This is a genomic window from Pseudomonas sp. NBRC 100443 (genome assembly GCF_030268185.1).
Lineage (GTDB): Bacteria > Pseudomonadota > Gammaproteobacteria > Pseudomonadales > Pseudomonadaceae > Pseudomonas > Pseudomonas citronellolis.
Window position 1 is genome coordinate 171,654 of the sequence record NZ_BSQE01000003.1, and the last position, 20,599, is coordinate 192,252.

Genomic DNA, 20,599 nt, shown 5'->3' on the forward strand with positions numbered 1-20,599 from the left:
CACGGCTCAGTTGCGGATGAGGTTCATGATCAGGTGGATCATCAGTTCTTTCTGTCGCGGATCGCTTTGCGCCACCAGCAGGGCGATGGCGGCCAGGGCGTTGTCGTTGATCTTCAGTTCGCCGTCGTGCTTGAGGTGATGCTGGTTGCGCTGCAGGAACCAGATGAACAGGAAGGCGCCGATACGCTTGTTGCCGTCGGTGAACGGATGGTTCTTGATGATGAAGTAAAGCAGGTGCGCAGCCTGCTCCTCGATGCTGGGGTAGAGGAACTGGCCGGCGAAGGACTGCGTGACGTTGCCGAGAATGCCGAGGAAGCTGTCGTCCTTGGGGCGGCCGAACAACTCGCTTGCCTCGCCCCTGGCCAGCAGGTCGGTCTTCAGGGCCGTGATCGCAGCTTGGGCATCGGCGGGTTCGATGGCGTAGCGGATGCTTTCATCGAAACCTTCCGCGGGCAGGCGCTCGCTGTCGAACTGGTTGAGCAGCACGAAGGTGCGCGCATAGCCGGCGATGACGCTCACCAGGCCCCGGGCCTCGGGCAGGCTGGCCTGGTCGATGAGGTTCTGCTGGAACAGCGTCAGCGTCCGCTCCAGTTCGCGAACCCGTGCCTGCTGGGCTTTCAGGCGTTGCTCGTTGAGTGCGTAACCCTGGACCAGGTAGTCCTTGAGCACCTGGTTGGCCCAGATGCGGAAGCGCGTGCCTTGCCGGGAGTTGACGCGGTAGCCGACGGAGATGATGGCGTCGAGATTGTAGTAGTCGATCTGCCGGGTGACTTCGCGATCCCCCTCGCGTTGAACGGTTGCATTTTTTGCAACGGTTCGTTCGCGATCCAGTTCCCTGCTGTCGAAGATGGCTTTCAGGTGCCGCGAAATGACCGACTTGTCACGCCCGAAAAGGTCGGACAGTTGCTGCAGGTTGAGCCAGAGCGTGTCGTGCTCCAATCGAACCTCGACTGCCAGATGACCGTCGTCCGCTTCGTAGATCAGAATCCCCTGCTCATCGGTATCGCTCATCCAGTGCATCCTTTTTTGTCTGACCGCCTTCCCCTGGGGGATCAACTCATCCTTCGCGCCGCCACAGCGCGTAATGCACATTCCCCGCCTGCTTCTCCCGGTGCAGCCGCCAGTTGGCCGGCAGGCCGAGGCTGGAAGGGGCGCTTTCGCTTTCGGTGTAGATCCAGGCCTCGGCCGCCAGCCAGCCGTTTTCCTCCAGCAGGCGGCAGCTGTTCTGCAGCAGGTCCTGATGGAAGGGCGGGTCGAGGAATACCAGGTCGACCGGCGCCGGCGCCGGCTTGGCCAGGTAGGCGAGGGCGTCCTGCAACTGCACTTCGCCGTTCTCGCACTTGAGGGTGGCCAGATGGCCGCGCAGGGCGGCCACGGCTTCGCGGTTCAGGTCCAGGGCCAGGCCGCTGCTGGCGCCGCGGGACAGGGCTTCGAGAAACAGCGCGCCGCTGCCGGCGAAGGGGTCGAGCACGCGGGCGCCGGGAACGTAGGCGGCCAGCCAGTTGAACAGCGTCTCGCGCACCCGGTCGGGGGTCGGGCGCAGGCCCGGGCCGTCGGGGAAGGCGAAGCGCCGGCTGCGCCACTCCCCGCCGATGATGCGCAGCTGGCCCTGGCCGCCGTGCTGGCGGGCGTTGGCGGGGGTTGGCGCCTTGGGTCTTCTGTTCATCAGTGCTCCGGAACGCCGAGGGGCTGTTCGGCCGGTTTGTCGGTGGGCGGCGGCAGCGGTTTCTGCGGCACCGTGGGGCCGGCGGTGACGATGACGAAGGCGTCCGGGTCGACGTGGCGCTGCATGGCCGCCCTGACCTTGTCCACGTCCAGAGCCTGGACCTGGGCCAGGAAGGTCTCCAGGTAGTCCGAGGGCAGGCCGTAGAAGCCGATGGCGCCGAGCTGGCCGACGATGTCGGCGTTGCTCGCGGTGGACAGCGGGAAGCTGCCGGCCAGTTCGCGCTTGGCGTCGTCCAGTTCCTTCTGCGTCGGACCGTTCTTCACGTAGTCGCGGACGATGTCCTGGACCAGCTTGAGGGTGCCTTCGCTGAGTTCGGCGCGGGTCTGCAGGCCGATGGTGAAGGGCCCGCGCGCCTGCATGCCGGTGAAGCCGGAGGACACGCCGTAGGTCAGCCCGCGCTTCTCGCGCACCTGGTCCATCAGCCGGGTGCCGAAGCCGCCGCCGCCGAGGATCTGGTTGCCCAGGTACAGCGCCGGGTAGTCCGGGTCGTTGCGGGTGATGCCCAGCTGGGCCAGCAGCAGGTGGGTCTGCTTGGAGGGGAACTCGATGTGGCTGGGGCCCGGCTTGGGCACGGCCGGCTGGGCCACCGGCGGCAGCGCCGGGCCCTTGGGCAGCGCGGCGGAGACCTTGGCGGCGATGGCCTCGGCCTCGGCGCGGCTGAGGTCGCCGACCAGCGCGATCACCGTGTTGCCGGCGGCGTAGCCCTTCTGGTGGAAGGCGCGCAGCTGGGCGACGCCGATCTTCGGCACCGACTGCTCATTGCCGTCGCTGGAATGGGCGTAGGGGTGGTCGCCGTAGAGGCGCTTGAACAGTTCCAGGCCGGCCAGCTTGCCGGGGTTCTGCTTCTGGTATTCGAAGCCGGCCAGCACCTGGTTCTTGATGCGTGCCAGGGCTTCCTCGGGGAAGGTCGGCTGGCCCACTACCTGGTCGAACAGGGCGACGGCGGCCTCGCGCTTGTCCTTCTCGCTCAGGCTGCGCAGGCCGGCTACCGCCATGTCGCGGTAGGAGCCGTTCATGAAGTCGGCGCCCAGGTCCTCGAAACCGGCGGCGATGGCGCTGGTGTCCTTGCCCGGCACGCCTTCGTTGAGCATAGCGTTGGTCAGCATGGCCAGGCCCGGGGCGTCGCCATCCTGGCTGCTGCCGGCGGCGAAGGTCAGGCGCAGGTCGAACATCGGCAGCTCGTGGGCCTCGACGAAGAGCACGCGGGCGCCTTCGGCGGTGGTCCAGCGCTGGATGTCCAACTGGCGGTGGCCGGGCTTCTTGCCGGCGGCCTCGGCCAGCGACTGCAGGCCGCTGGGTGCCGCGGCGGCCGGCGTTTGCGGGGCGGGGTTGCTGCCGCCGGCGGGGCGGCTGACGCAGAACGCCAGGCCGGCGATCAGCAGGAGGACGACCAGGCCGAGCAGGCCGTAGCGCAGGCCATTTCGTTCACTCATTTGCTCGGCTCCTTGTCGGTATCGGCTTGCGGCAGCACCTGGGCGAGGGTCAGGCGCGAACGGACGAAATAGGTGCGGGCGGCCTTCTGGATGTCTTCGGCCGTGACCTGGCGGATGGCTTCCAGGTCCTGGTCGGCGAGGCGCCAGGACAGGCCAACGCTCTCCAGCTGGCCGATGCTGCTGGCCTGGGCGGCGATGGAATCGCGCTCGAAGACCAGCCCGGCGATCAGCTGGGCGCGCACGCGCTCCAGTTCTTCCTGGCTGGGCGGGGTGGTCTTGAGTTCGTCGAGCTGCTGCCAGAGGGCCTTCTCCACCTGCTCCAGGGTCTTGCCCTTCTGCACGTTGGGGGTGGCGCTCAGGGTGAACAGGGTGTCGCCGCGGGCGAAGGCGTCGTAGGAGGCGGAGGCGCCGGCCACCAGTTCCTGGCCGCGCTCCAGGCGCGAGGACAGGCGGGCGCTGTAGCCGCCGTCGAGCAGCGCGGAGATCAGCCGCAGGGCATGCACCTCGCGGGGGTTCTCGCTGCTGCCCAGGCTGGGCACGTTGAAGCCCATGATCAGGCTGGGCAGTTGGGTGCGCACTTCGAGGGTGAGGCGGCGTTCGCCCGGGTCGGGCACTTCCAGCGGCTTGCGCGCCGGCGGCAGTTCGCGCCGCGGGATGTCGCCGAACCAGCGCTGGGCCAGGGCCTTGACCTCCTCGGGCTGGACGTCGCCGACCACCACCAGGGTGGCGTTGTTCGGCGCGTACCAGGCCTTGTACCAGGCGCGCAGGTCGTCGATGGTCATGCGCTGCAGGTCGGCCATCCAGCCGATGGTCGGCGAGTGGTAGCCGCTGGACAGGTAGGCTGCGGCCTTGAAGCGCTCGTAGGCGAGGGCGTAGGGCTTGTCCTCGGTGCGCAGGCGGCGTTCTTCCTTGATCACCTCGATCTCGCTCTTGAACTGGTCGGCCGGCAGCGTCAGGTGCGCCATGCGGTCGGCCTCCAGTTCGAAGGCCACCGGCAGGCGGTCCTTGGCCAGCACCTGGTAGTAGGCGGTGTAGTCGTCGGTGGTGAAGGCGTTCTCCTCGGCGCCGAGGTCGCGCAGCACGCGCGAGGCCTCGCCCGGGCCCATCTTGCTGCTGCCCTTGAACATCATGTGCTCCAGGGCGTGGGACAGGCCGGTGAGGCCGGGCGTCTCGTAGCTGGAGCCGATCCTGTACCAGAGCTGGGAGACTACCACGGGGGCGCGGTGGTCTTCGCGAACCACCAGCTTCAATCCGTTGTCCAGTACGTATTCGTGGGTCGGCTGGGGTTCGGCGGCGACGGCGAACAGCGGCAGGCAGAGAACGCCGCAGAGCAGGCCGAGCGCGCGGCGGGGAGGATTCTTCATGGTCGAACAGGTCCTTGCTGGTGGCCCGAAGGGCGGTGGCATGGCTGTCGGGCAGCCGCCTAACCCCGGCAGGCGAGGAGATGCTAGGATACCCATCCGTTTTCCGGGCGGCCACGTCCCGTGCCGCTCCCTTGAGATGCAAGCCATTCATGTTTGGTTCCAACGACGACAAGAAGGCCCCGCAGGGCGGGGAGAAGAAAGGCCTGTTCAGCTGGTTCCGCAAGAAACCCCAGGCCGAAGAAACCGTAGCGCCAGCCCCCGAGGCCGAGGCGGCTGCCGCGCAGCCGGCGGAAAGCCCGGCGCAGCCTGAGCAGCCCGCGGCGGCCCCGGCGGCCCCGGCGGCCGACGCGCCCCGTCCGGCCCCCGTCGACGAGCTGAGCACGCCGCTGCCCGTGGCCCCTGCCGAGCCGTTGGCGCCGGCGCCGCAGGCCGAAAGCGTGCCGGCCGAGCCGCTGGAGCCTGTTCGCCCGGCCGAGCCGCAAGCGCCCGTCGAGCCGCAGCCCCCGGTGGAAGCGGCCGCGCCAGTCGTCCCCGCCGCGCCCGTGGTCGAGCCTGTCCCGGCTCCGGCTCCGATTGCGGAGCTGCCGGCAGCCGCCGAGCCCGCGCCCGTCGCCGTCGAGAAGCCCGCCGCTCCGACCGAAGCAGCCAAGCTCGGTTTCTTCGCCCGCCTCAAGCAGGGCCTGTCGAAGACCAGCGCCAGCCTCGGCGAGGGCATGGCCAGCCTGTTCCTGGGCAAGAAGGCTATCGACGACGACCTGCTCGACGAGATCGAGACGCGCCTGCTGACCGCCGACGTCGGCGTCGAGGCCACCACCGCCATCGTGCAGAACCTGACCAGGCGCGTGGCGCGCAAGGAACTGGCCGACAGCGAAGCGCTGTACAAGGCCCTGCAGGAAGAACTGGCCGGCCTGCTGCGCCCGGTGGAACAACCGCTGGCCATCGCGGCCGGCAAGCAGCCCTACGTGATCCTCGTGGTCGGGGTGAACGGCGTGGGCAAGACCACCACCATCGGCAAGCTGGCGAAGAAGCTGCAGATGGACGGCAAGAAGGTCATGCTGGCCGCCGGCGACACCTTCCGCGCCGCCGCCGTTGAACAGCTGCAGGTATGGGGCGAGCGCAACAACATCGCGGTGATCGCCCAGCACACCGGCGCCGACTCGGCCTCGGTGATCTTCGACGCCGTGCAGGCCGCCAAGGCCCGTGGCGTCGACGTGCTGATCGCCGACACCGCCGGGCGCCTGCACACCAAGGACAACCTGATGGAGGAGCTGAAGAAGGTGCGCCGGGTCATCGGCAAGCTGGACGACACGGCTCCCCACGAAGTCCTGCTGGTGCTCGACGCCGGCACCGGGCAGAACGCCATCAACCAGGCCAAGCAGTTCAACAACGCCGTGGAACTCACCGGCCTGGCCCTGACCAAACTGGACGGCACCGCCAAGGGCGGGGTGATCTTCGCCCTGGCCAAGCAGTTCGGCCTGCCTATCCGCTACATCGGCGTCGGCGAAGGGATCGACGATCTGCGCACCTTCGAGGCCGACGCTTTCGTCCGTGCATTGTTCGAGACCCGGGAGACCGCATGATCCGCTTCGAGCAGGTCGGCAAACGCTATCCCAACGGCCACGTCGGCCTGCATGACGCTTCGTTCCGCATCCATCGCGGCGAGATCCTCTTCGTCACCGGCCATTCCGGCGCCGGCAAGAGCACCCTGCTGCGGCTGATCCTGGCGATGGAGCGGCCGACCTCCGGCAAGCTGCTGCTCGGCGGCCAGGACCTGGCGCGCATCACCACCGCGCAGATTCCCTTCCTGCGCCGGCAGATCGGCGTGGTGTTCCAGAACCACCAACTGCTCAACGACCGCACGGTGTTCGACAACGTCGCCCTGCCGCTGCAGATCCTCGGCCTGCCCAAGGCGGAGATCGCCCAGCGGGTGGAAGCGGCGCTCGACCGCGTGAGCCTCAAGGAAAAGGCCGAGGACCTGCCGTCGGACCTCTCCACCGGCCAGCAGCAGCGCGTCGGCATCGCCCGCGCGGTGGTGCACCGCCCGGCCCTGCTGCTCGCCGACGAGCCCACCGGCAACCTCGACCCGCGCCTGGCCTCGGAGATCATGGGCGTGTTCGAGGACATCAACCGCCTCGGCACCACCGTGCTGATCGCCAGCCACGACCTGGCGCTGATCGCGCGCATGCGCCATCGGATGATCACCCTGCAGCGCGGGCGGATCATCGCGGACCGCGAGGAGGAGGCCTGATGAACGATCAGCAACTGCCGCACGCTCCGGAAGAGGGCACGCAGCCGAAGAAGAGCCGCGAGCGCGTGGAGAAGGAATCCACCGACTGGGGCCAGCTGTTCAGCGCCTACGGCGAAAGCCACCGCGCCAGCCTGGTGGACAGCCTCAAGCGGATGTTCGGCCACCCCTTCGGCAGCTTCTTCACCTGCCTGGTGATGGGCATCACCCTGAGCCTGCCCATGGGCCTGTCGCTGCTGCTGGGCAACGTCGAGCGGCTGGGCGGCTCCTGGCAGCGCGCGGCGCAGATTTCCCTGTACCTGGACCTGAAGACCAGCGAGAGCCAGGGCCAGGACCTGCGCGAACAGATCGAGCGCATGCCCGACGTGATCGAGGCGCAGCTGATCAGCCGCGAGGATGCGCTGAAAGAGCTGCAGGAACAGTCCGGCCTGGGCGAGGCGCTCAAGGAGCTGCCGGAGAACCCGTTGCCGGCGGTGATCTCGGTGACGCCCAAGCAGGTCGACCGCAACCAGCTCGATGCCCTGCGTCAACGCCTGGCCGAGCTGCCGGGTGTACAACAGGCGCAACTGGACCTGGTGTGGGTCGAGCGGCTGTCGGCCATCCTCAAGCTGGGCGACCGCTTCGTCTTCGGCCTGACCGTGGTGCTGGTGCTGACCCTGCTGCTGGTGATCGGCAATACCATTCGTCTGCACATCGAAAACCGCCGTAACGAAATCGAAGTGATCAAGCTGGTCGGCGGGACCGACGGCTACGTGCGTCGGCCCTTCCTTTATATGGGCGCGCTCTACGGCCTGGGCGCCGGCATCCTGTCCTGGGCCCTGCTGGAGTTCGGGCTGAACTGGCTGAACGCCTCGGTGGTCAACCTGGCCGGCCTCTACGGCAGCGATTTCACCCTGGCCGGCGTGCCCTTGAACGACGGCCTGTCGCTGACCATAGGCGCGGTGCTGCTGGGCTGGATCGGCGCCTGGCTGGCCGTGGCGCGGCACCTGCGGGAGCTGGCGCCGCGCTGACAAACGACTGATTTGCCCGGTTTTCTTCAAGGCTGTAAAGGAACTTTTACACCCGCTTGCAGTCAGATCGCTCAGTGCTACACTGCGCGAGTTTCGTGAATCGGAGGATTCGCATGACCACTTCTTTGCAACCTGTCTATGCCCTGGCTCCCGGCGCGAACCTGGAAGCCTACGTGCACTCGGTGAACAGCATCCCGCTGTTGACGCCGGAGCGGGAGCGCGAACTGGCCGAACGCCTCTTCTATCAGCAAGATCTGGAAGCGGCACGGCAAATGGTGCTGGCGCACCTGCGCTTCGTCGTGCACATCGCCCGGAGTTATTCCGGGTACGGCCTGGCCCAGGCCGATCTGATCCAGGAGGGCAACGTCGGCCTGATGAAGGCCGTGAAACGCTTCAACCCGGAAATGGGTGTGCGTCTGGTGTCCTTCGCCGTGCATTGGATCAAGGCGGAAATCCACGAGTTCATCCTGCGCAACTGGCGGATCGTCAAGGTCGCCACCACCAAGGCGCAGCGCAAGCTGTTCTTCAACCTGCGCAGCCAGAAGAAGCGTCTGGCCTGGCTGAGCAACGACGAAGTCGAACGCGTCGCCGAGAGCCTGGGCGTGGAAGCCCGGGAAGTGCGCGAGATGGAAAGCCGCCTGAGCGGCCAGGACATGGCCTTCGACCCGGCGGCCGACGCCGACGACGATAGCGCCTACCAGTCGCCGGCGCACTACCTGGAAGACCATCGCTACGACCCGGCGCGCCAGTTGGAGGAAGCGGACTGGAGCGACAGCTCCACCGCCAGCCTGCACGAGGCGCTGGAAGGCCTGGACGAGCGCAGCCGCGACATCCTCCACCAGCGCTGGCTGGCCGAGGAGAAGGCGACGCTGCACGACCTGGCGGCCAAGTACAACGTGTCCGCCGAGCGCATCCGTCAGTTGGAAAAGAACGCGATGAACAAGCTCAAGGGGCGCATCGAGGCATAAGCGCCCGCTGCACCGCTAGACTGAAGACCGCACCCCTCGGGGTGCGGTTTTTTTCTGCCCGCGAATGCCCGGAGACCCGATGCCCCGACTACGCCCGGCCCATGGCCTGCTGATCCTCGCCTTCGCCCTGCTGGCCTTCGCCGCCGGCCTGTGGGTGGCGCGCTCCACAGCGCCGCTGCCGCCCCCGGCCTGGCTGGAGGACTGGCAGCGCGAGGTGTTCGGCCCCCTGGCCGACGGCACCCTGGACCTCGGCCAGTTGCACAGCTGGCAGGAGGGCGCGCTGTGGCTGACCCGCGACCAGCAGGGCGCCCAGCTGAGTTACCGCGGCACCCTGGGCACGCCCGACGGGCCCTGGCGCATGGAGGCCGAGCTGGTGCTGAGCGACGAAGAACGCAGCAGCCTGCAGAAGGCCACGGGCATAGCGCCGGGTGCGCCCGACCAGCCGCTCAGCGACGCCATGTTGGAACAGCTGCGCCGGCAGACGGTGGCCTCGGTGCTGCTGGCGCCCAGCCAGACGCTGAGCGTCGGCCGCCTGGTGGCCAGCTTTGGCCCGCCGCGCCTGCGTTTGCAGACCGACGGCGGCGAGGCCTGGATCTACCCCGAGCGCGGCCTGACGCTGCTGCACCGCAATGGCGAGCTGGTCTGGCTGCAGGTGGTGCCGCGGGAGAGCCTGGCGCACTGAGCGTGGCTCAGCGCAGGCGCTCCAAGTAATCGGGGCCGCCGAGCTGCCACATCTGCTGGCGAATCCAGGCGGCGCGCTGGCGCACGTAGCCGCTGGGGCGCGCGGCGCTCCACTGGCGGGGGTTGGGCAGCACCGCGGCGAGCTGCGCGGCCTGCTGCGCCGACAGGCGGCTGGCGTCGACGCCGAAGTGGTGGCGCGCGGCGGCCTGGGCGCCGAACACGCCGTCGTCCCACTCGGCGCTGTTCAGGTAGACCTCGAGGATGCGCTGCTTCGGCCACAAGGTCTCCAGCAGCACCGTGAACCAGGCTTCCAGGCCCTTGCGCAGCCAACTGCGGCCGGACCAGAGGAACAGGTTCTTGGCGGTCTGCTGGCTGATGGTGCTGGCGCCGCGGAGGCTCTTGCCACGGCCGTTGTGGGCCAGGGCCTGCTCGATGGCCGGCAGGTCGAAGCCGTGGTGCTCGGCGAACTTCTGGTCCTCGCCGGCGATGACCGCCACCTTGAGGTTGTCGGAAATCGCGTCCCAGCTGCGCCAGTCGCGCTGCAGGTCGATGGGCTGGCCGTTGAACCAGGACTGCACTTTGCGCTCGACCATCAGCATGCTGCCCGGCGGCGGCACCCAGCGCAGGACGACGACCACGGCCACACTGCCCAGGGCGAAATAGACGAGGAACTTGAACAGGCGGCGGAGTAGGTTGCGCATGCTGGGGTTTGCCCGGGCGATAGTGCGCGTCATTATAACGGCCCTGACCTATCGGGGAGTTTCCCATGTTGCGTACCTTCCTGCTGTTCGCCGCCTTCTTCGGTTTCACCGGCGTAGCTCTCGGCGCTTTCGCCGCCCACGGCCTGAAGAGCCGCCTGAGCGCCGACTACCTGGCGATCTTCCAGACCGGCGTGCATTACCAGATGCTCCATGCCCTGGTCCTGTTCGGCGTGGCGCTGCTGTCGGCGCACCTGGGCGGCCGCCTGGTGGGCATCGCCGGCGGGTTCTTCGTCGCCGGCATCCTGATCTTCTCCGGCAGCCTCTACCTGCTGACCCTGACGTCCACCCCGGTGCTCGGCGCCATCACGCCCATCGGCGGCGTCTGCTTCCTCGCCGGCTGGCTGTGCCTGGGCCTGGCGGCCTGGAGGCTGGCGGGCTGACCCGGACGTCAGAATCGCCGGCCGATGGCCCGCTTGCGCCTTGGTCATCGCCGGCTCTCGGGCTAGAATGCCCACCCCCTCCAATCGCGACGGTGCTGCCCATGCGTATCCAGTTGAACGGCGAACCCTACGAGCTGCCCGACGGCCAGAGCGTGGCCCACCTGCTCGAACGCCTGGAACTGGGCGGGCGCCGCGTCGCGGTCGAACTGAACCTGGACATAGTGCCGCGCAGCCAGCACGCCGCCACCGCCCTCAAGGAGGGCGACCAGGTGGAGGTGGTGCACGCCATCGGCGGCGGCTAGGCCGTCGCTTCCCCGATTCAGGCCCCGCCCCACCCGCTTTTGCTGAGGAAAGATCCGATGAGCCAAGCCTCTTCCACCCTGCCGGTCGACAAGCCTTTCACCCTCGCCGGGCGCACCTATGAATCGCGCCTGCTGGTCGGCACCGGCAAGTACCAGGATCTCGACGAGACGCGCCGCGCCATCGAGGCCTCCGGCGCGCAGATCGTCACGGTGGCGGTACGCCGCACCAACATCGGCCAGAACCCCGACGAGCCCAACCTGCTCGACGTGATCCCGCCGGACCGCTACACCATCCTGCCGAACACCGCCGGTTGCTACGACGCCGTGGAAGCGGTGCGCACCTGCCGCCTGGCCCGCGAGCTGCTGGACGGCCACAACCTGGTCAAGTTGGAAGTGCTGGCGGACCAGAAGACGCTGTTCCCCAACGTCGTGGAAACCCTCAAGGCCGCCGAAGTGCTGGTCAAGGACGGCTTCGACGTGATGGTGTATACCAGCGACGATCCGATCATCGCCCGCCAGTTGGCCGAGATGGGCTGCATCGCGGTGATGCCGCTGGCCGGCCTGATCGGCTCCGGCCTGGGCATCTGCAACCCCTACAACCTGCGTATCATCCTCGAAGAGGCCACGGTGCCGGTGCTGGTCGACGCCGGCGTAGGCACCGCTTCCGACGCCACCATCGCCATGGAACTGGGCTGCGAGGCGGTGCTGATGAACACCGCCATCGCCCACGCGCAGAACCCGGTGATGATGGCCGAGGCCATGAAGCACGCCATCGTCGCCGGTCGCCTGGCCTACCTGGCCGGGCGCATGCCGCGCAAACTGTACGCCAGCGCCTCCTCGCCGATGAGCGGCCTGATCGGCTGATCCCGGCGCGGCGCCCCGAGCGGGCCGGTTCGCCAAGCGCGGGCCGGCCCGTCGTCACTTTCACTGCCCCGTTTTTTCCAAGGTCCGAACATGAGCGATACCCAGCAGCCCCAGGCCGAGCAGGCCACCGACCGGCCGATGCGCACCATCAAGAGCTTCGTGATGCGCGCCGGGCGCATGACCGAAGGCCAGCAGCGCGGCCTCGACCAGGGCTGGCCGCGCTTCGGCCTGGAACTGGTCGACGGCCTGCGCGACTTCGACCAGGTGTTCGGGCGCAAGGCCCCGCGCACCTTCGAGATCGGCTTCGGCATGGGCCACGCCACCCTGGAGATGGCCGCCGCGGCGCCGGACCAGGACTTCATCGGCGTCGAAGTGCACCGCCCGGGCGTGGGCGCGCTGCTCAACGGCATGCTGACGCAGAACCTGACCAACATCCGCGTCTACAGCTGCGACGCCCTTGAAGTGCTGCGCGACTGCGTGGCCGACGCCAGCCTGGACCGCGTTCTGCTGTTCTTCCCCGACCCCTGGCACAAGGCGCGCCACCACAAGCGCCGCATCGTCCAGCCGGCCTGGGCGGAGCTGGTGCGCAGCAAGCTGAAGGTCGGCGGCGTCCTGCACATGGCCACCGACTGGGAACAGTACGCCGAGCACATGCTGGAAGTGATGAACGCCGCGCCCGGCTACCGCAACCTGTCCCCGGACAACACCTACGTGCCGCGCCCGGAAGAGCGCCCGGTGACCAAGTTCGAACGCCGCGGCGAGCGCCTGGGCCATGGCGTCTGGGACCTGAAGTTCCAGCGCGTCGATTGAGCCATCGAAACGTCCTATATGGGAATGGCGTGGGTGGGGCGGCGCGTGTCGACTGCGCCGCAATGCTTTTCGTAGGATGGGTTGAGCCTGCGAAACCCATGCGGCCGTGGTGATGGGTATCGCTTCGCTCAACCCATCCTACGAGGGCGTTCCCCTGCCCCTGTAGGAGCGGGCCCTGCCCGCGATATCGCGCGCAGGGCGCGCTCCTACATGGCAATGGCGTGGGCGGGGCGACAGCGTGTCGACTGCGCCGAGGTGCTCTTCGTAGGATGGGTTGAGCCTGCGAAACCCATGCGGCCGCGGTGATGGGTATCGCTTCGCTCAACCCATCCTACGAGGGCATTCCCCTGCCCCTGTAGGAGCGGGCCCTGCCCGCGAATCGCGCGCAGGGCGCGCTCCTACCCCGGAATCAGTCGATCAGCTCGGCGCCGACCACGGTGATGTCCGGCAGGCTCAGCGGCGCCGGGGTGATCTGCAGGTACTTGATGCTGCTGCGCGGGATCAGCAGCAGATCGCCGTCCACCTCGATGCTCAGGCAAGGCGACTCCAGCTGTTTGCGGATGCCCTGCGCCACTTCCACCGGGTCCTCGCTCTGTTGCGGGAAGCGCAGCGCCAGGCGCTGGCCGTCGACGAAGTGCAGGTACAGGTGCTTGATCGGTTTCATGGTGTTTCCCCAGCTGCGCGTTGGCTACTGGGGAAACACTAGCAGTCAGCTGCGGTCGGCGATCATGCCGATGATGAAGAACAGCAACAGCAGCACCGGCGCCAGGGTGTAGTTGTTGAAGTAGTTCAGGCCGTGGGCCACCCAGGGGGTGACGAAAACCATGGCCAGGCCGTAGCCCACGGCGCAGATGAGCACGAACAGCAGGGTGCGGAAGACGAAGTTGAGGCTGCCGATGCGCTGCTGCACCCAGGCGTTGATCGCCGGGCCGAACAGCACCAGCAGGGTGGCCATGATCGCCAGGGCGATATCGGACAGATGGCTGCGGCTCCAGCGGGAGGCGCTGGCGATCAGGTCGAGGGCGAAGTCCATGCAGGCTCCTTGGTCGGGGGCGGTCGACGGGGGAGTTTACACGTCCCCCGGCGGGCTTGGTTAAGGCAGGAACTGCTGCAGCAGGTCGTTGAGGAACAGTTGGCCGCGCTCGGACGGTCGCAGGCGCTCTTCGTCTTCGGCCAGCAAGCCCTGGGCGCGGGCTTCGCGGCAGGCTTCGGCGATGGCTTGCAGCGGCAGGCCGGTGCGCTGCTCGAACAGCTCTGCCGGGACGCCGTCCACCAGGCGCAGGGCGTTCATCATGAACTCGAAGGGCAGGTCGGCCGCTTCCAGCACCCGCTCTCCGGCCTGGAAGGCCTTGGCCGGGTTCAGGTAGTCCTTCGGCAGGCGCGTCTTCCAGGTGCGCAGAATGCGGCCTTCGGGGCTGCTGAGCTTGGCGTGGGCGCCGGCGCCGATGCCGAGGAAGTCGCCGAAGGTCCAGTAGTTGAGGTTGTGCCGGGCGCGCAGGCCGTCGCGGGCGTAGGCCGAAGTCTCGTACTGGACGTAGCCGGCCTGCGCTAGCCGGGCCTGGCCGGCTTCCTGGATTTCCCAGAGGGCGTCGTCTTCCGGCAGTTCCGGCGGCTGGCTCCAGAACACCGTGTTCGGCTCCATGGTCAGCTGGTACCAGGACAGGTGCGTCGGGGCCAGGGCGATGGCCTGCTCCAGGTCGGCCAGGGCGTCGGCCACGCTCTGCTCGGGCAGGCCGTGCATCAGGTCGAGGTTGAAGTTGTCGAAGCCGGCGCGGCGCGCCATGTCCGCCGCGCGCACCGCCTCGTCGCCGTCGTGGATGCGCCCCAGGGCCTTGAGCTTATCGGCCTGGAAGCTCTGCACGCCGATGGACAGGCGGTTGATGCCCAGGGCCCGGTAGTCGGCGAATTTGGCCTGTTCGAAGGTGCCGGGGTTGGCCTCCAGGGTGATTTCGATGTCGTTTTCGAAACCGACTTCGCGCTCCAGGCCTTCGAGGATGCGCCCCAAGGCACTGGCGGAGAACAGGCTGGGCGTGCCGCCGCCGAAGAAGATCGAGGTCAGCTTGCGGCCGTGGACGTGCTGCCGGTCAGCCGCCAGGTCGGCCAGCAGCGCCTGGACGTAGGCGTCCTCGGGCAGCTCCGGGCCGGCGGCGTGGGAATTGAAGTCGCAGTACGGGCATTTGCGCACGCACCAGGGGATATGGATGTAGGCCGACAGGGGCGGGAGCTGAAAGCCGGAAGCTGGAAGCTGGTGGCTTTCAGCTTCGAGCTTCGAGCTTTCAGCTGCTTTCATAACCCCAACCGCTGCTTCAGCAGGGCCATGGCGCGGGCGCGGTGGCTCAGGCGGTTCTTCTGCTCGGGGGGCAGTTCGGCGCTGGAGCAGCCGCTTTCCGGCACCCAGAACAGCGGGTCGTAGCCGAAGCCGTGCTCGCCGCGGGCCTCGTGGAGGATGCTGCCTTCCCAGATGCCTTCGCAGAGGATCGGCAACGGGTCGTCGGCATGCCGCACCAGGGCCAGGACGCTGACGAACTGCGCGCCGCGCTGGTCGTCCGGCACGCCCTGCAGGGCGTCCAGCAGCTTGGCGTTGTTCGCCGCATCACCCTTGCCGTCGGCGTAGCGCGCGGAGTAGATGCCCGGCGCGCCGCCGAGGTAGTCCACCGCCAGGCCCGAGTCGTCGGCCAGCGCCGGCAACCCGGAGATGCGCGCGGCGTTGCGCGCCTTGAGGATGGCGTTCTCGACGAAGGACAGGCCGGTTTCCTCCGGCTCCACGTCGCTGAACTCGCCGATCGAGCGCACCTTCACGTGGGCGCCCAGCATGGCCTGGAGTTCCTTGAGTTTGCCGGCGTTGTGACTGGCCAGCACCAGTTGTTCGAGCTTGATCATTCGTCTGGGTAGATTTCCTGGAGGAACTCGAAGCTTTGCGGGGCTTCGGAGCCTTTCTGTACCTGGATGTCGAAGGTCAGGGTGTCACGGCCTTCGATGGGGAACTGGGCGATGTGGTAGACCGCGCCTTCTTCCACCACGCGCTTGAAGGTCAGCGGGATCGGCTGGCCCATGAGGTTCTTGGCGGTGCCGGAGACGGTGACCTGGGCCGGCTTGCCGCTGGCGTCCAGCGGCACGATGTTGACCACGCCCTGGGCCTTGCTGCGTACCACGCCGACGGCCGCGGCGACCTTGGGTTGGAGGAAGCTGGAGTTGTAGACGCTGTAGTGGACCTTGAGGTCCCCCAGCGTGGTGGCCTGCTCGGCGAAGGCCGGCAGTGCCAGGAACAGGCAGAACAGCAGGGAGGCTAGGCGGCGCATGGTTTTCTTCTCCTGGGTTCGGGGCCCCGGGCGGTTCAGACGGCGATGCGGTGGTCCGGCAGGCTTGGACCGCTGACCCGGTAGATGCCGATTTCACCCAACAGATTAGGCCAAACTCGGCACGACCAGCGATGACGGTGGTCACGATCCACCGCCAGGCGGTCGAGCACCCGCAGGCGCTTCTCGCGGCACAGCGCCTCGAAGTCCTTGAAGGTGCAGAAGTGGATGTTCGGCGTGTTGTACCAGGTGTAGGGGAGGAATTCCGACACCGGCATGCGGCCGTTGCGCGCCAAGTACCAGCGGCAGCGCCAGTGGCCGAAGTTGGGGAAGGTGATGATGCAGGTGCGGCCGACGCGGAGCATCTCTTCGAGGATTCTGTCCGGGTAGTGCACGGCCTGCAGGGCCTGGGTCATGACCACCACGTCGAAGCTGTTGCTGGCGAAGCTGCCGAGGCCCTTGTCCAGGTCCTGCTCGATGACGTTAACGCCACGTTCGACGCATCTGGCGATGTTTTCGCCATCGATTTCCAGTCCGTAGCCGGTGACCTGCTTGTGCTCGGCCAGCCAGGCGAGCAGTTCGCCGTCGCCGCAGCCCAGGTCGAGCACCCGGCTGCCGGCGGGGATCCAGTCTTGGATGATGTCCAGGTCGGCGCGCATGGGGCTTCCTTATACGCTGATGCGGTTCATGTAGGCGCTGAAGGCCTGCAGGTAGCGGGGGATCGGCATGAGGAAGGCGTCGTGGCCCTGGGGTGCGTCGATCTCCAGGTAGCAGACGTTCTTCTTCGCCGCGATCAGGGCGTCGACGATCTCCCGCGAGCGCGCCGGGGAGAAGCGCCAGTCGGTGGTGAAGGACATCAGGCAGAAGTCCGCCTTCACCCCGGCCAGGGTGCGCACCAGGTCGCCGTCGTGGGCGGAGGCCGGGTCGAAATAGTCCAGCGCCTTGGTCATCAGCAGGTAGGTGTTGGCGTCGAAGCGGGTGGAGAATTCCTCGCCCTGGTAGCGCAGGTAGCTCTCGACCTGGAATTCGACGTTGTAGAGGTCGTAGTTGAGCTTCTCGGCCTTGCGGTCGCGGCCGAATTTCTCGCCCATGGCGTCATCGGACAGGTAGGTGATGTGCCCGACCATGCGCGCCAGGCGCAGGCCGTGGCGCGGGATCACGCCCTGTTCCTGGAAGTGGCCGCCGAGGAACTCCGGGTCCGAGAGGATGGCCTGGCGCGCCACTTCGTTGAAGGCGATGTTCTGCGCAGAGAGCTTGGGCGCGCTGGCGATGCACAGGCAGTGGCGCACGCGCTCGGGGTAGCTGATGGTCCACTGCAGCGCCTGCATGCCGCCCAGGCTGCCGCCGACCACGGCGGCCCACTGATTGATGCCCAGGCGGTCGGCCAGGCGCGCCTGGCTGTTGACCCAGTCTTCCACGGTGACCACCGGAAAATCGGAGCCGTAGATGCGCCCGGTCTCCGGATCGAGGCTGGTGGGGCCGGTGGAGCCGTTGCAGCCGCCGAGGTTGTTCAGCGCGACCACGAAGAACTTGCGGGTGTCGATGGCCTTGCCCGGGCCGATGCAGCTGTCCCACCAGCCCGGCTTGCGCTCGTCGGGGCTGTTGTAGCCGGCGGCGTGGTGGTGGCCGGAAAGCGCATGGCAGATCAGCACGGCGTTGCTCGCCGTGGCGTTCAGCTCGCCGTAGGTCTCGATCACCAGCTGGTATTCGGGCAGCGTCCTGCCGCTGGCCAGGGCCAGGGGTTCGCTGAAGTGCAGCGTCTGGGGAGAGACCAGACCGACGGAATCTTCGGGGAAGACTGTTGGCATCGACCCAGCTCATGAATAAAAGGAGGGCGCCAGTCTAAAGAGGGTGGCCAGAGAGGGCAAGGTTGCTCAGCCAGGCAGGTTCTGGCGGATTTTCAGCGCCCATTCCGGGGTTTCGGATTCATCGCAGTAGCATTTGGAAAGTCGCCCGTCGCGGGTTCTGAATAGCGGGCGGGGTTCCTGTCGATCCACGGAGTTGTCGAACACGTAGAGTCGGTCCACCCAATTGGCCAGTGCATCGCAATTGACTATGGATTTGAAGTAGCGCGAGACGATTTTGCTGATGCGCACTTCGTGGCCGCCATCCATATAGCGGAAAGTGATGCGTGAGGCATTGATGGCTGGGTGCGTAGTGCTGACGAAAAATACCCTGACGAAATAGCCGGCATCCTTGGCCCGAGCGATGAAGTCCAGTTTGTCATCCGTGGAAAGCACCGTCTCGAAGGCCAGGCTCGTCCCCTCGACCAAGGCTTTCTCACGCAGTTGCTGGGCCTTGTTGGCCGCTTCGATAGCTGCTTCGTCGGAATTCCAGCCCCCGAATTCCCGTTCGGCGATTTCATCCGGATTGATGAAGATGCAGCCTTCCAGCCACTGATGTTCGCGAAGCTGCTCGGTGATGGAGGTCTTGCCGGAGCCATTGGGGCCGGCGAAGACGATCAGCCTGGGTTTTTCCATGCTTCAGGTTTTGGGCTGGGGGCGCTGGTCACGACGCTTGCGGCTGTCTTCGAAAGCGGCGTTCAACGATGCCCTGAGCTGCTGGTCGACGCGGGATATCCGCTGCCGGGCGGCCTGACGAACCTCGCTCAGCAGGTCGGACAACTGCTCCTCGCTGGGTTCGTTGGGGTTGGAGATCAGGTTGTAGTTCGACATGGGCGGTACTCCCCATCGATAGGACTTTCCGAGCATAGGGAGTCTGCCTGGAAAAACCAAGTTCAGGCGCGCTGCGAGCCGGGCAGGGCGACCACGCGGGCCTGGCGCTGTAGCGGCGAGGGGCGGCGCAGCAGGCGGAGGATTTCCGAGGCTTCGGCCAGTTGTTTTTCCAGCTCTTCCTGGTAGCGCGCCATGAGCAGGGCGCGCTGGCGCACCTGCTGGGTTTCCTGGGCCAGGGCCTTCAGGCGCAGCATGTGGGTTTCCAGTAGCTGCTTGTTCTCCAGGGTGTACTGCATCAGCGGCATCAGGGCGTCGGTGGCCCAGCGCTCGACTTCTTCGCGCACGCGCTGGTGCAGGAGGATGACTTCCTGGGCCAGGGTGGCGATGAAACGCCGCGTCAGCAGGCGCTGCTCGGTGAGCAGGGTCTTGAGCTGCAGGCGGAAGCGGTCGGCCTGCTCGCGCAGCCGGGCCAGTTCGCGCTGGTAGGCGGCGACGTCGAAGCGCGGGGCGTCCAGGGCGTTCAGCGGGTTTTCCTGGTTGTGCCGCTGGTAGATGGCCTCGACCATGCGGTTACCCAGCTCGGCCTCGTGCTGCAGGCTGTGCAGGTCGCCCTCCACGGCCTGGAAGAAGTTCAGGATGGCCTGGTTGATGCCCAGGGTGGTCCAGCTGCCGCGCAGTTTCTCGTGGACCTTGGCCAGGTGCCGCTCCAGGCGTTCGGCGCGCACGGTCTGGCCGAGCAGCTCGCCCTGGCGGCGCAGCAGGCGCTGGTTGGTCTTCAAGTTGAGCAGGCGGCGGTGGTGCAGGCCGTGGTCTTCCTTGGTCCGCGCGGTCAGCTCGAACAGCAGCTGGCCGCTGTCCTGCTGCTGGCCTTCGAGCTGCGCCTGCTGTTCGCGCAGGCGCTCCAGGCGGGTGCGCAGGCTGTGCTGGCTGTTGTTCAGCAGGGCCAGCACCTGGCCGAGCACCGCGCCCTCCAGCAGGCGCTCCTTGTCCGCCACTATGCGCTCGCAGAGCAGGTTCTCCAGGTTTTCCAGCTGGCTGCGGGCGAGCAGTTCGGCGTCCTTGCGCACCTTGGCCAGCAGCGCCTGTTTGGCCGACAGCGGCAGCACGCTGTCGCGGGGGATGCCCAATTGCCGCGCGGTGGCGTCGCGGATGCGCTGGATGGCGTTGTGCACGAAGGTATCGCCGGCCAGGTCGTCCCAGAGCACGTCGACCTTGTTCAGCACCGCGTACAGGGTGCACTGGCCGTCTTCCACCAGGTGCCGCACATGGTCCTGCCAGACCGCCAGGTCCGAGGCGGTGACGCCGGTGTCGGCGGCCAGCAGGAAGACCACCGCCTGGGCGCTGGGCAGCATCGACAGGGTCAGTTCCGGCTCGCTGCCCAGGGCGTTCAGCCCGGGGGTGTCGAGGATGCGCAGGCCCTGGCGCAGCAGCGGGTGGTCGAAGTTGACCAGGGCGTGGCGCCAGGCCGGCACGCGCACGTGGCCGGGGCGTTCGGCGGCTTCCAGCATGTCCGGGAGGAAGCCCAACTGGATCGCTTGCTCCACCGGCAGGCTCTTGGTCCGGGCGGTCTGCGCGAAGGCCTGGGCCATGTTGGCCGGGTCGGAGGTGTCCAGTGGGATGTTCACCCAGTGCCGCGGCACCTGCTTGAAGCGGGCGATGCTGGCGTCGGCCACCCGTGTCTCGATGGGCAGCAGGCGGATGTAGGGGCGTTCGGAGCGCGGGTCGAAGAAGATCTCGGTAGGGCACATGGTGGTGCGCCCGGCCTGGGAGGGCAGCATGCGCTGGCCGTACTCGGAGAAGAACAGGCTGTTGATCAGCTCGGTCTTGCCGCGGGAGAACTCGCCGACGAAGGCCAGGGTGATGTGGTCCAGGCGCAGCAGGCGCAGGGCGCGCTCCAGGCGCGCGTCTATGTCGGCGCTGTTCAGCCGGCTCTGCTCCAGCCAGCTGCGATAGCGGATGATGTCCCGGACCAGTTCCCGCTTCCAGGTGACGTAGGCGTCGATCTGCTGACTGAGTCGCTCCATGCTCATCCAGGCGGTCCTGTGGCTTGCGCTTCCTGCGCGGGGGAAGAATGCTTGGATTAT

The 20,599-nt window shown here is 67.4% G+C and carries 24 protein-coding genes; 9 read left to right on the forward strand and 15 right to left on the reverse strand.

Annotated elements, in window-relative coordinates:
• Positions 1-6: 6 nt before the first annotated feature.
• Genes QSJ95_RS04990 through QSJ95_RS05005 form a run of 4 tightly spaced genes read right to left on the reverse strand, consistent with a single transcriptional unit; the run spans position 7 to position 4,565 of the window.
• Positions 7-1,011, reverse strand: a complete 1,005-nt coding sequence (locus QSJ95_RS04990) for a virulence RhuM family protein/type II toxin-antitoxin system death-on-curing family toxin (protein ID WP_285640543.1) — start codon at positions 1,009-1,011, stop codon at positions 7-9.
• A gap of 46 nt (positions 1,012-1,057) precedes the next feature.
• The gene (gene rsmD / locus QSJ95_RS04995; RefSeq protein ID WP_285640544.1) at positions 1,058-1,666 is read right to left on the reverse strand and encodes a 16S rRNA (guanine(966)-N(2))-methyltransferase RsmD; all 609 of its coding nucleotides are present in this window, start codon (positions 1,664-1,666) and stop codon (positions 1,058-1,060) included.
• Positions 1,666-3,159, reverse strand: a complete 1,494-nt coding sequence (locus QSJ95_RS05000; RefSeq protein WP_285640545.1) for a M16 family metallopeptidase — start codon at positions 3,157-3,159, stop codon at positions 1,666-1,668. The genes rsmD and QSJ95_RS05000 overlap by 1 nt, the downstream gene beginning before the upstream one ends.
• Positions 3,156-4,565, reverse strand: coding sequence for a M16 family metallopeptidase (locus QSJ95_RS05005; RefSeq protein WP_173427909.1), 1,410 nt, complete (start codon positions 4,563-4,565; stop codon positions 3,156-3,158). Before QSJ95_RS05005 ends, QSJ95_RS05000 begins: the two co-directional genes overlap by 4 nt.
• 107 nt (positions 4,566-4,672) lie before the next feature.
• Between QSJ95_RS05005 and ftsY the strand changes: the two genes are divergently transcribed.
• The 5 genes from ftsY to QSJ95_RS05030 all read left to right on the forward strand — a co-directional run bounded on the left by ftsY (position 4,673) and on the right by QSJ95_RS05030 (position 9,428).
• Entirely contained in the window at positions 4,673-6,103 is a 1,431-nt protein-coding gene (gene ftsY, locus QSJ95_RS05010; RefSeq protein ID WP_043313980.1) for a signal recognition particle-docking protein FtsY, read from the forward strand.
• Positions 6,100-6,771 carry a cell division ATP-binding protein FtsE gene (ftsE, locus tag QSJ95_RS05015; protein ID WP_009615202.1) on the forward strand — a complete coding sequence of 224 codons (672 nt, stop codon included), beginning with the start codon at positions 6,100-6,102 and terminating at the stop codon, positions 6,769-6,771. The genes ftsY and ftsE overlap by 4 nt, the downstream gene beginning before the upstream one ends.
• On the forward strand, positions 6,771-7,778 hold the full coding sequence (gene ftsX, locus QSJ95_RS05020; protein WP_009615204.1) for a permease-like cell division protein FtsX: 1,008 nt from the start codon (positions 6,771-6,773) through the stop codon (positions 7,776-7,778). Before ftsE ends, ftsX begins: the two co-directional genes overlap by 1 nt.
• Positions 7,779-7,891: 113 nt before the next feature.
• Positions 7,892-8,746 (forward strand): RNA polymerase sigma factor RpoH, encoded by an 855-nt coding sequence (rpoH, locus tag QSJ95_RS05025; protein ID WP_285640552.1) that lies wholly within the window; start codon positions 7,892-7,894, stop codon positions 8,744-8,746.
• Positions 8,747-8,825: 79 nt separating this feature from the next.
• Complete coding sequence (locus QSJ95_RS05030) at positions 8,826-9,428, forward strand: hypothetical protein (protein ID WP_043313979.1); 603 nt, start codon at positions 8,826-8,828, stop codon at positions 9,426-9,428.
• A gap of 7 nt (positions 9,429-9,435) precedes the next feature.
• Here QSJ95_RS05030 and mtgA read toward each other — a convergent pair whose 3' ends face one another.
• Positions 9,436-10,161 (reverse strand): monofunctional biosynthetic peptidoglycan transglycosylase, encoded by a 726-nt coding sequence (gene mtgA, locus QSJ95_RS05035; RefSeq protein WP_043300404.1) that lies wholly within the window; start codon positions 10,159-10,161, stop codon positions 9,436-9,438.
• 32 nt (positions 10,162-10,193) lie between these two features.
• Here mtgA and QSJ95_RS05040 point away from each other — a divergent pair, with 32 nt between their 5' ends.
• From QSJ95_RS05040 to trmB, 4 genes are all read left to right on the forward strand, one after another.
• Positions 10,194-10,568, forward strand: a complete 375-nt coding sequence (locus QSJ95_RS05040) for a DUF423 domain-containing protein (RefSeq protein ID WP_043313978.1) — start codon at positions 10,194-10,196, stop codon at positions 10,566-10,568.
• A gap of 101 nt (positions 10,569-10,669) precedes the next feature.
• The gene (thiS, locus tag QSJ95_RS05045; RefSeq protein ID WP_009615213.1) at positions 10,670-10,870 is read left to right on the forward strand and encodes a sulfur carrier protein ThiS; all 201 of its coding nucleotides are present in this window, start codon (positions 10,670-10,672) and stop codon (positions 10,868-10,870) included.
• Positions 10,871-10,927: 57 nt separating this feature from the next.
• Positions 10,928-11,734 (forward strand): thiazole synthase, encoded by an 807-nt coding sequence (locus tag QSJ95_RS05050; protein ID WP_009615215.1) that lies wholly within the window; start codon positions 10,928-10,930, stop codon positions 11,732-11,734.
• 138 nt (positions 11,735-11,872) lie between these two features.
• Positions 11,873-12,544, forward strand: coding sequence for a tRNA (guanosine(46)-N7)-methyltransferase TrmB (gene trmB / locus QSJ95_RS05055; RefSeq protein WP_285640876.1), 672 nt, complete (start codon positions 11,873-11,875; stop codon positions 12,542-12,544).
• 409 nt (positions 12,545-12,953) lie between these two features.
• Here the strand turns inward: trmB and QSJ95_RS05060 are convergent, their stop codons facing one another.
• The 10 genes from QSJ95_RS05060 to QSJ95_RS05105 all read right to left on the reverse strand — a co-directional run bounded on the left by QSJ95_RS05060 (position 12,954) and on the right by QSJ95_RS05105 (position 20,545).
• Positions 12,954-13,208, reverse strand: a complete 255-nt coding sequence (locus QSJ95_RS05060) for a hypothetical protein (RefSeq protein ID WP_009615219.1) — start codon at positions 13,206-13,208, stop codon at positions 12,954-12,956.
• A 45-nt stretch (positions 13,209-13,253) separates the two neighbouring features.
• Positions 13,254-13,577 carry a DUF3392 domain-containing protein gene (locus tag QSJ95_RS05065; RefSeq protein ID WP_009615221.1) on the reverse strand — a complete coding sequence of 108 codons (324 nt, stop codon included), beginning with the start codon at positions 13,575-13,577 and terminating at the stop codon, positions 13,254-13,256.
• A gap of 60 nt (positions 13,578-13,637) precedes the next feature.
• Positions 13,638-14,834, reverse strand: coding sequence for a radical SAM family heme chaperone HemW (gene hemW / locus QSJ95_RS05070; RefSeq protein WP_064581749.1), 1,197 nt, complete (start codon positions 14,832-14,834; stop codon positions 13,638-13,640).
• Positions 14,831-15,424, reverse strand: coding sequence for an RdgB/HAM1 family non-canonical purine NTP pyrophosphatase (gene rdgB, locus QSJ95_RS05075; RefSeq protein WP_009615226.1), 594 nt, complete (start codon positions 15,422-15,424; stop codon positions 14,831-14,833). Before rdgB ends, hemW begins: the two co-directional genes overlap by 4 nt.
• Positions 15,421-15,843, reverse strand: a complete 423-nt coding sequence (locus QSJ95_RS05080; protein ID WP_009615227.1) for a DUF4426 domain-containing protein — start codon at positions 15,841-15,843, stop codon at positions 15,421-15,423. Before QSJ95_RS05080 ends, rdgB begins: the two co-directional genes overlap by 4 nt.
• 35 nt (positions 15,844-15,878) lie before the next feature.
• On the reverse strand, positions 15,879-16,499 hold the full coding sequence (metW, locus tag QSJ95_RS05085; RefSeq protein WP_043269511.1) for a methionine biosynthesis protein MetW: 621 nt from the start codon (positions 16,497-16,499) through the stop codon (positions 15,879-15,881).
• 9 nt (positions 16,500-16,508) lie between these two features.
• Positions 16,509-17,648, reverse strand: coding sequence for a homoserine O-succinyltransferase MetX (metX, locus tag QSJ95_RS05090; protein ID WP_043269509.1), 1,140 nt, complete (start codon positions 17,646-17,648; stop codon positions 16,509-16,511).
• Between the two features lie 66 nt (positions 17,649-17,714).
• Positions 17,715-18,320, reverse strand: a complete 606-nt coding sequence (locus tag QSJ95_RS05095) for an ATPase (RefSeq protein ID WP_285640567.1) — start codon at positions 18,318-18,320, stop codon at positions 17,715-17,717.
• A gap of 3 nt (positions 18,321-18,323) precedes the next feature.
• Positions 18,324-18,515: a hypothetical protein gene (locus tag QSJ95_RS05100; RefSeq protein WP_009615231.1), complete on the reverse strand. Its 192-nt coding sequence runs from the start codon at positions 18,513-18,515 to the stop codon at positions 18,324-18,326.
• A 62-nt stretch (positions 18,516-18,577) separates the two neighbouring features.
• Entirely contained in the window at positions 18,578-20,545 is a 1,968-nt protein-coding gene (locus tag QSJ95_RS05105; protein WP_285640570.1) for a dynamin family protein, read from the reverse strand.
• Between the last annotated feature and the right edge of the window lie 54 nt (positions 20,546-20,599).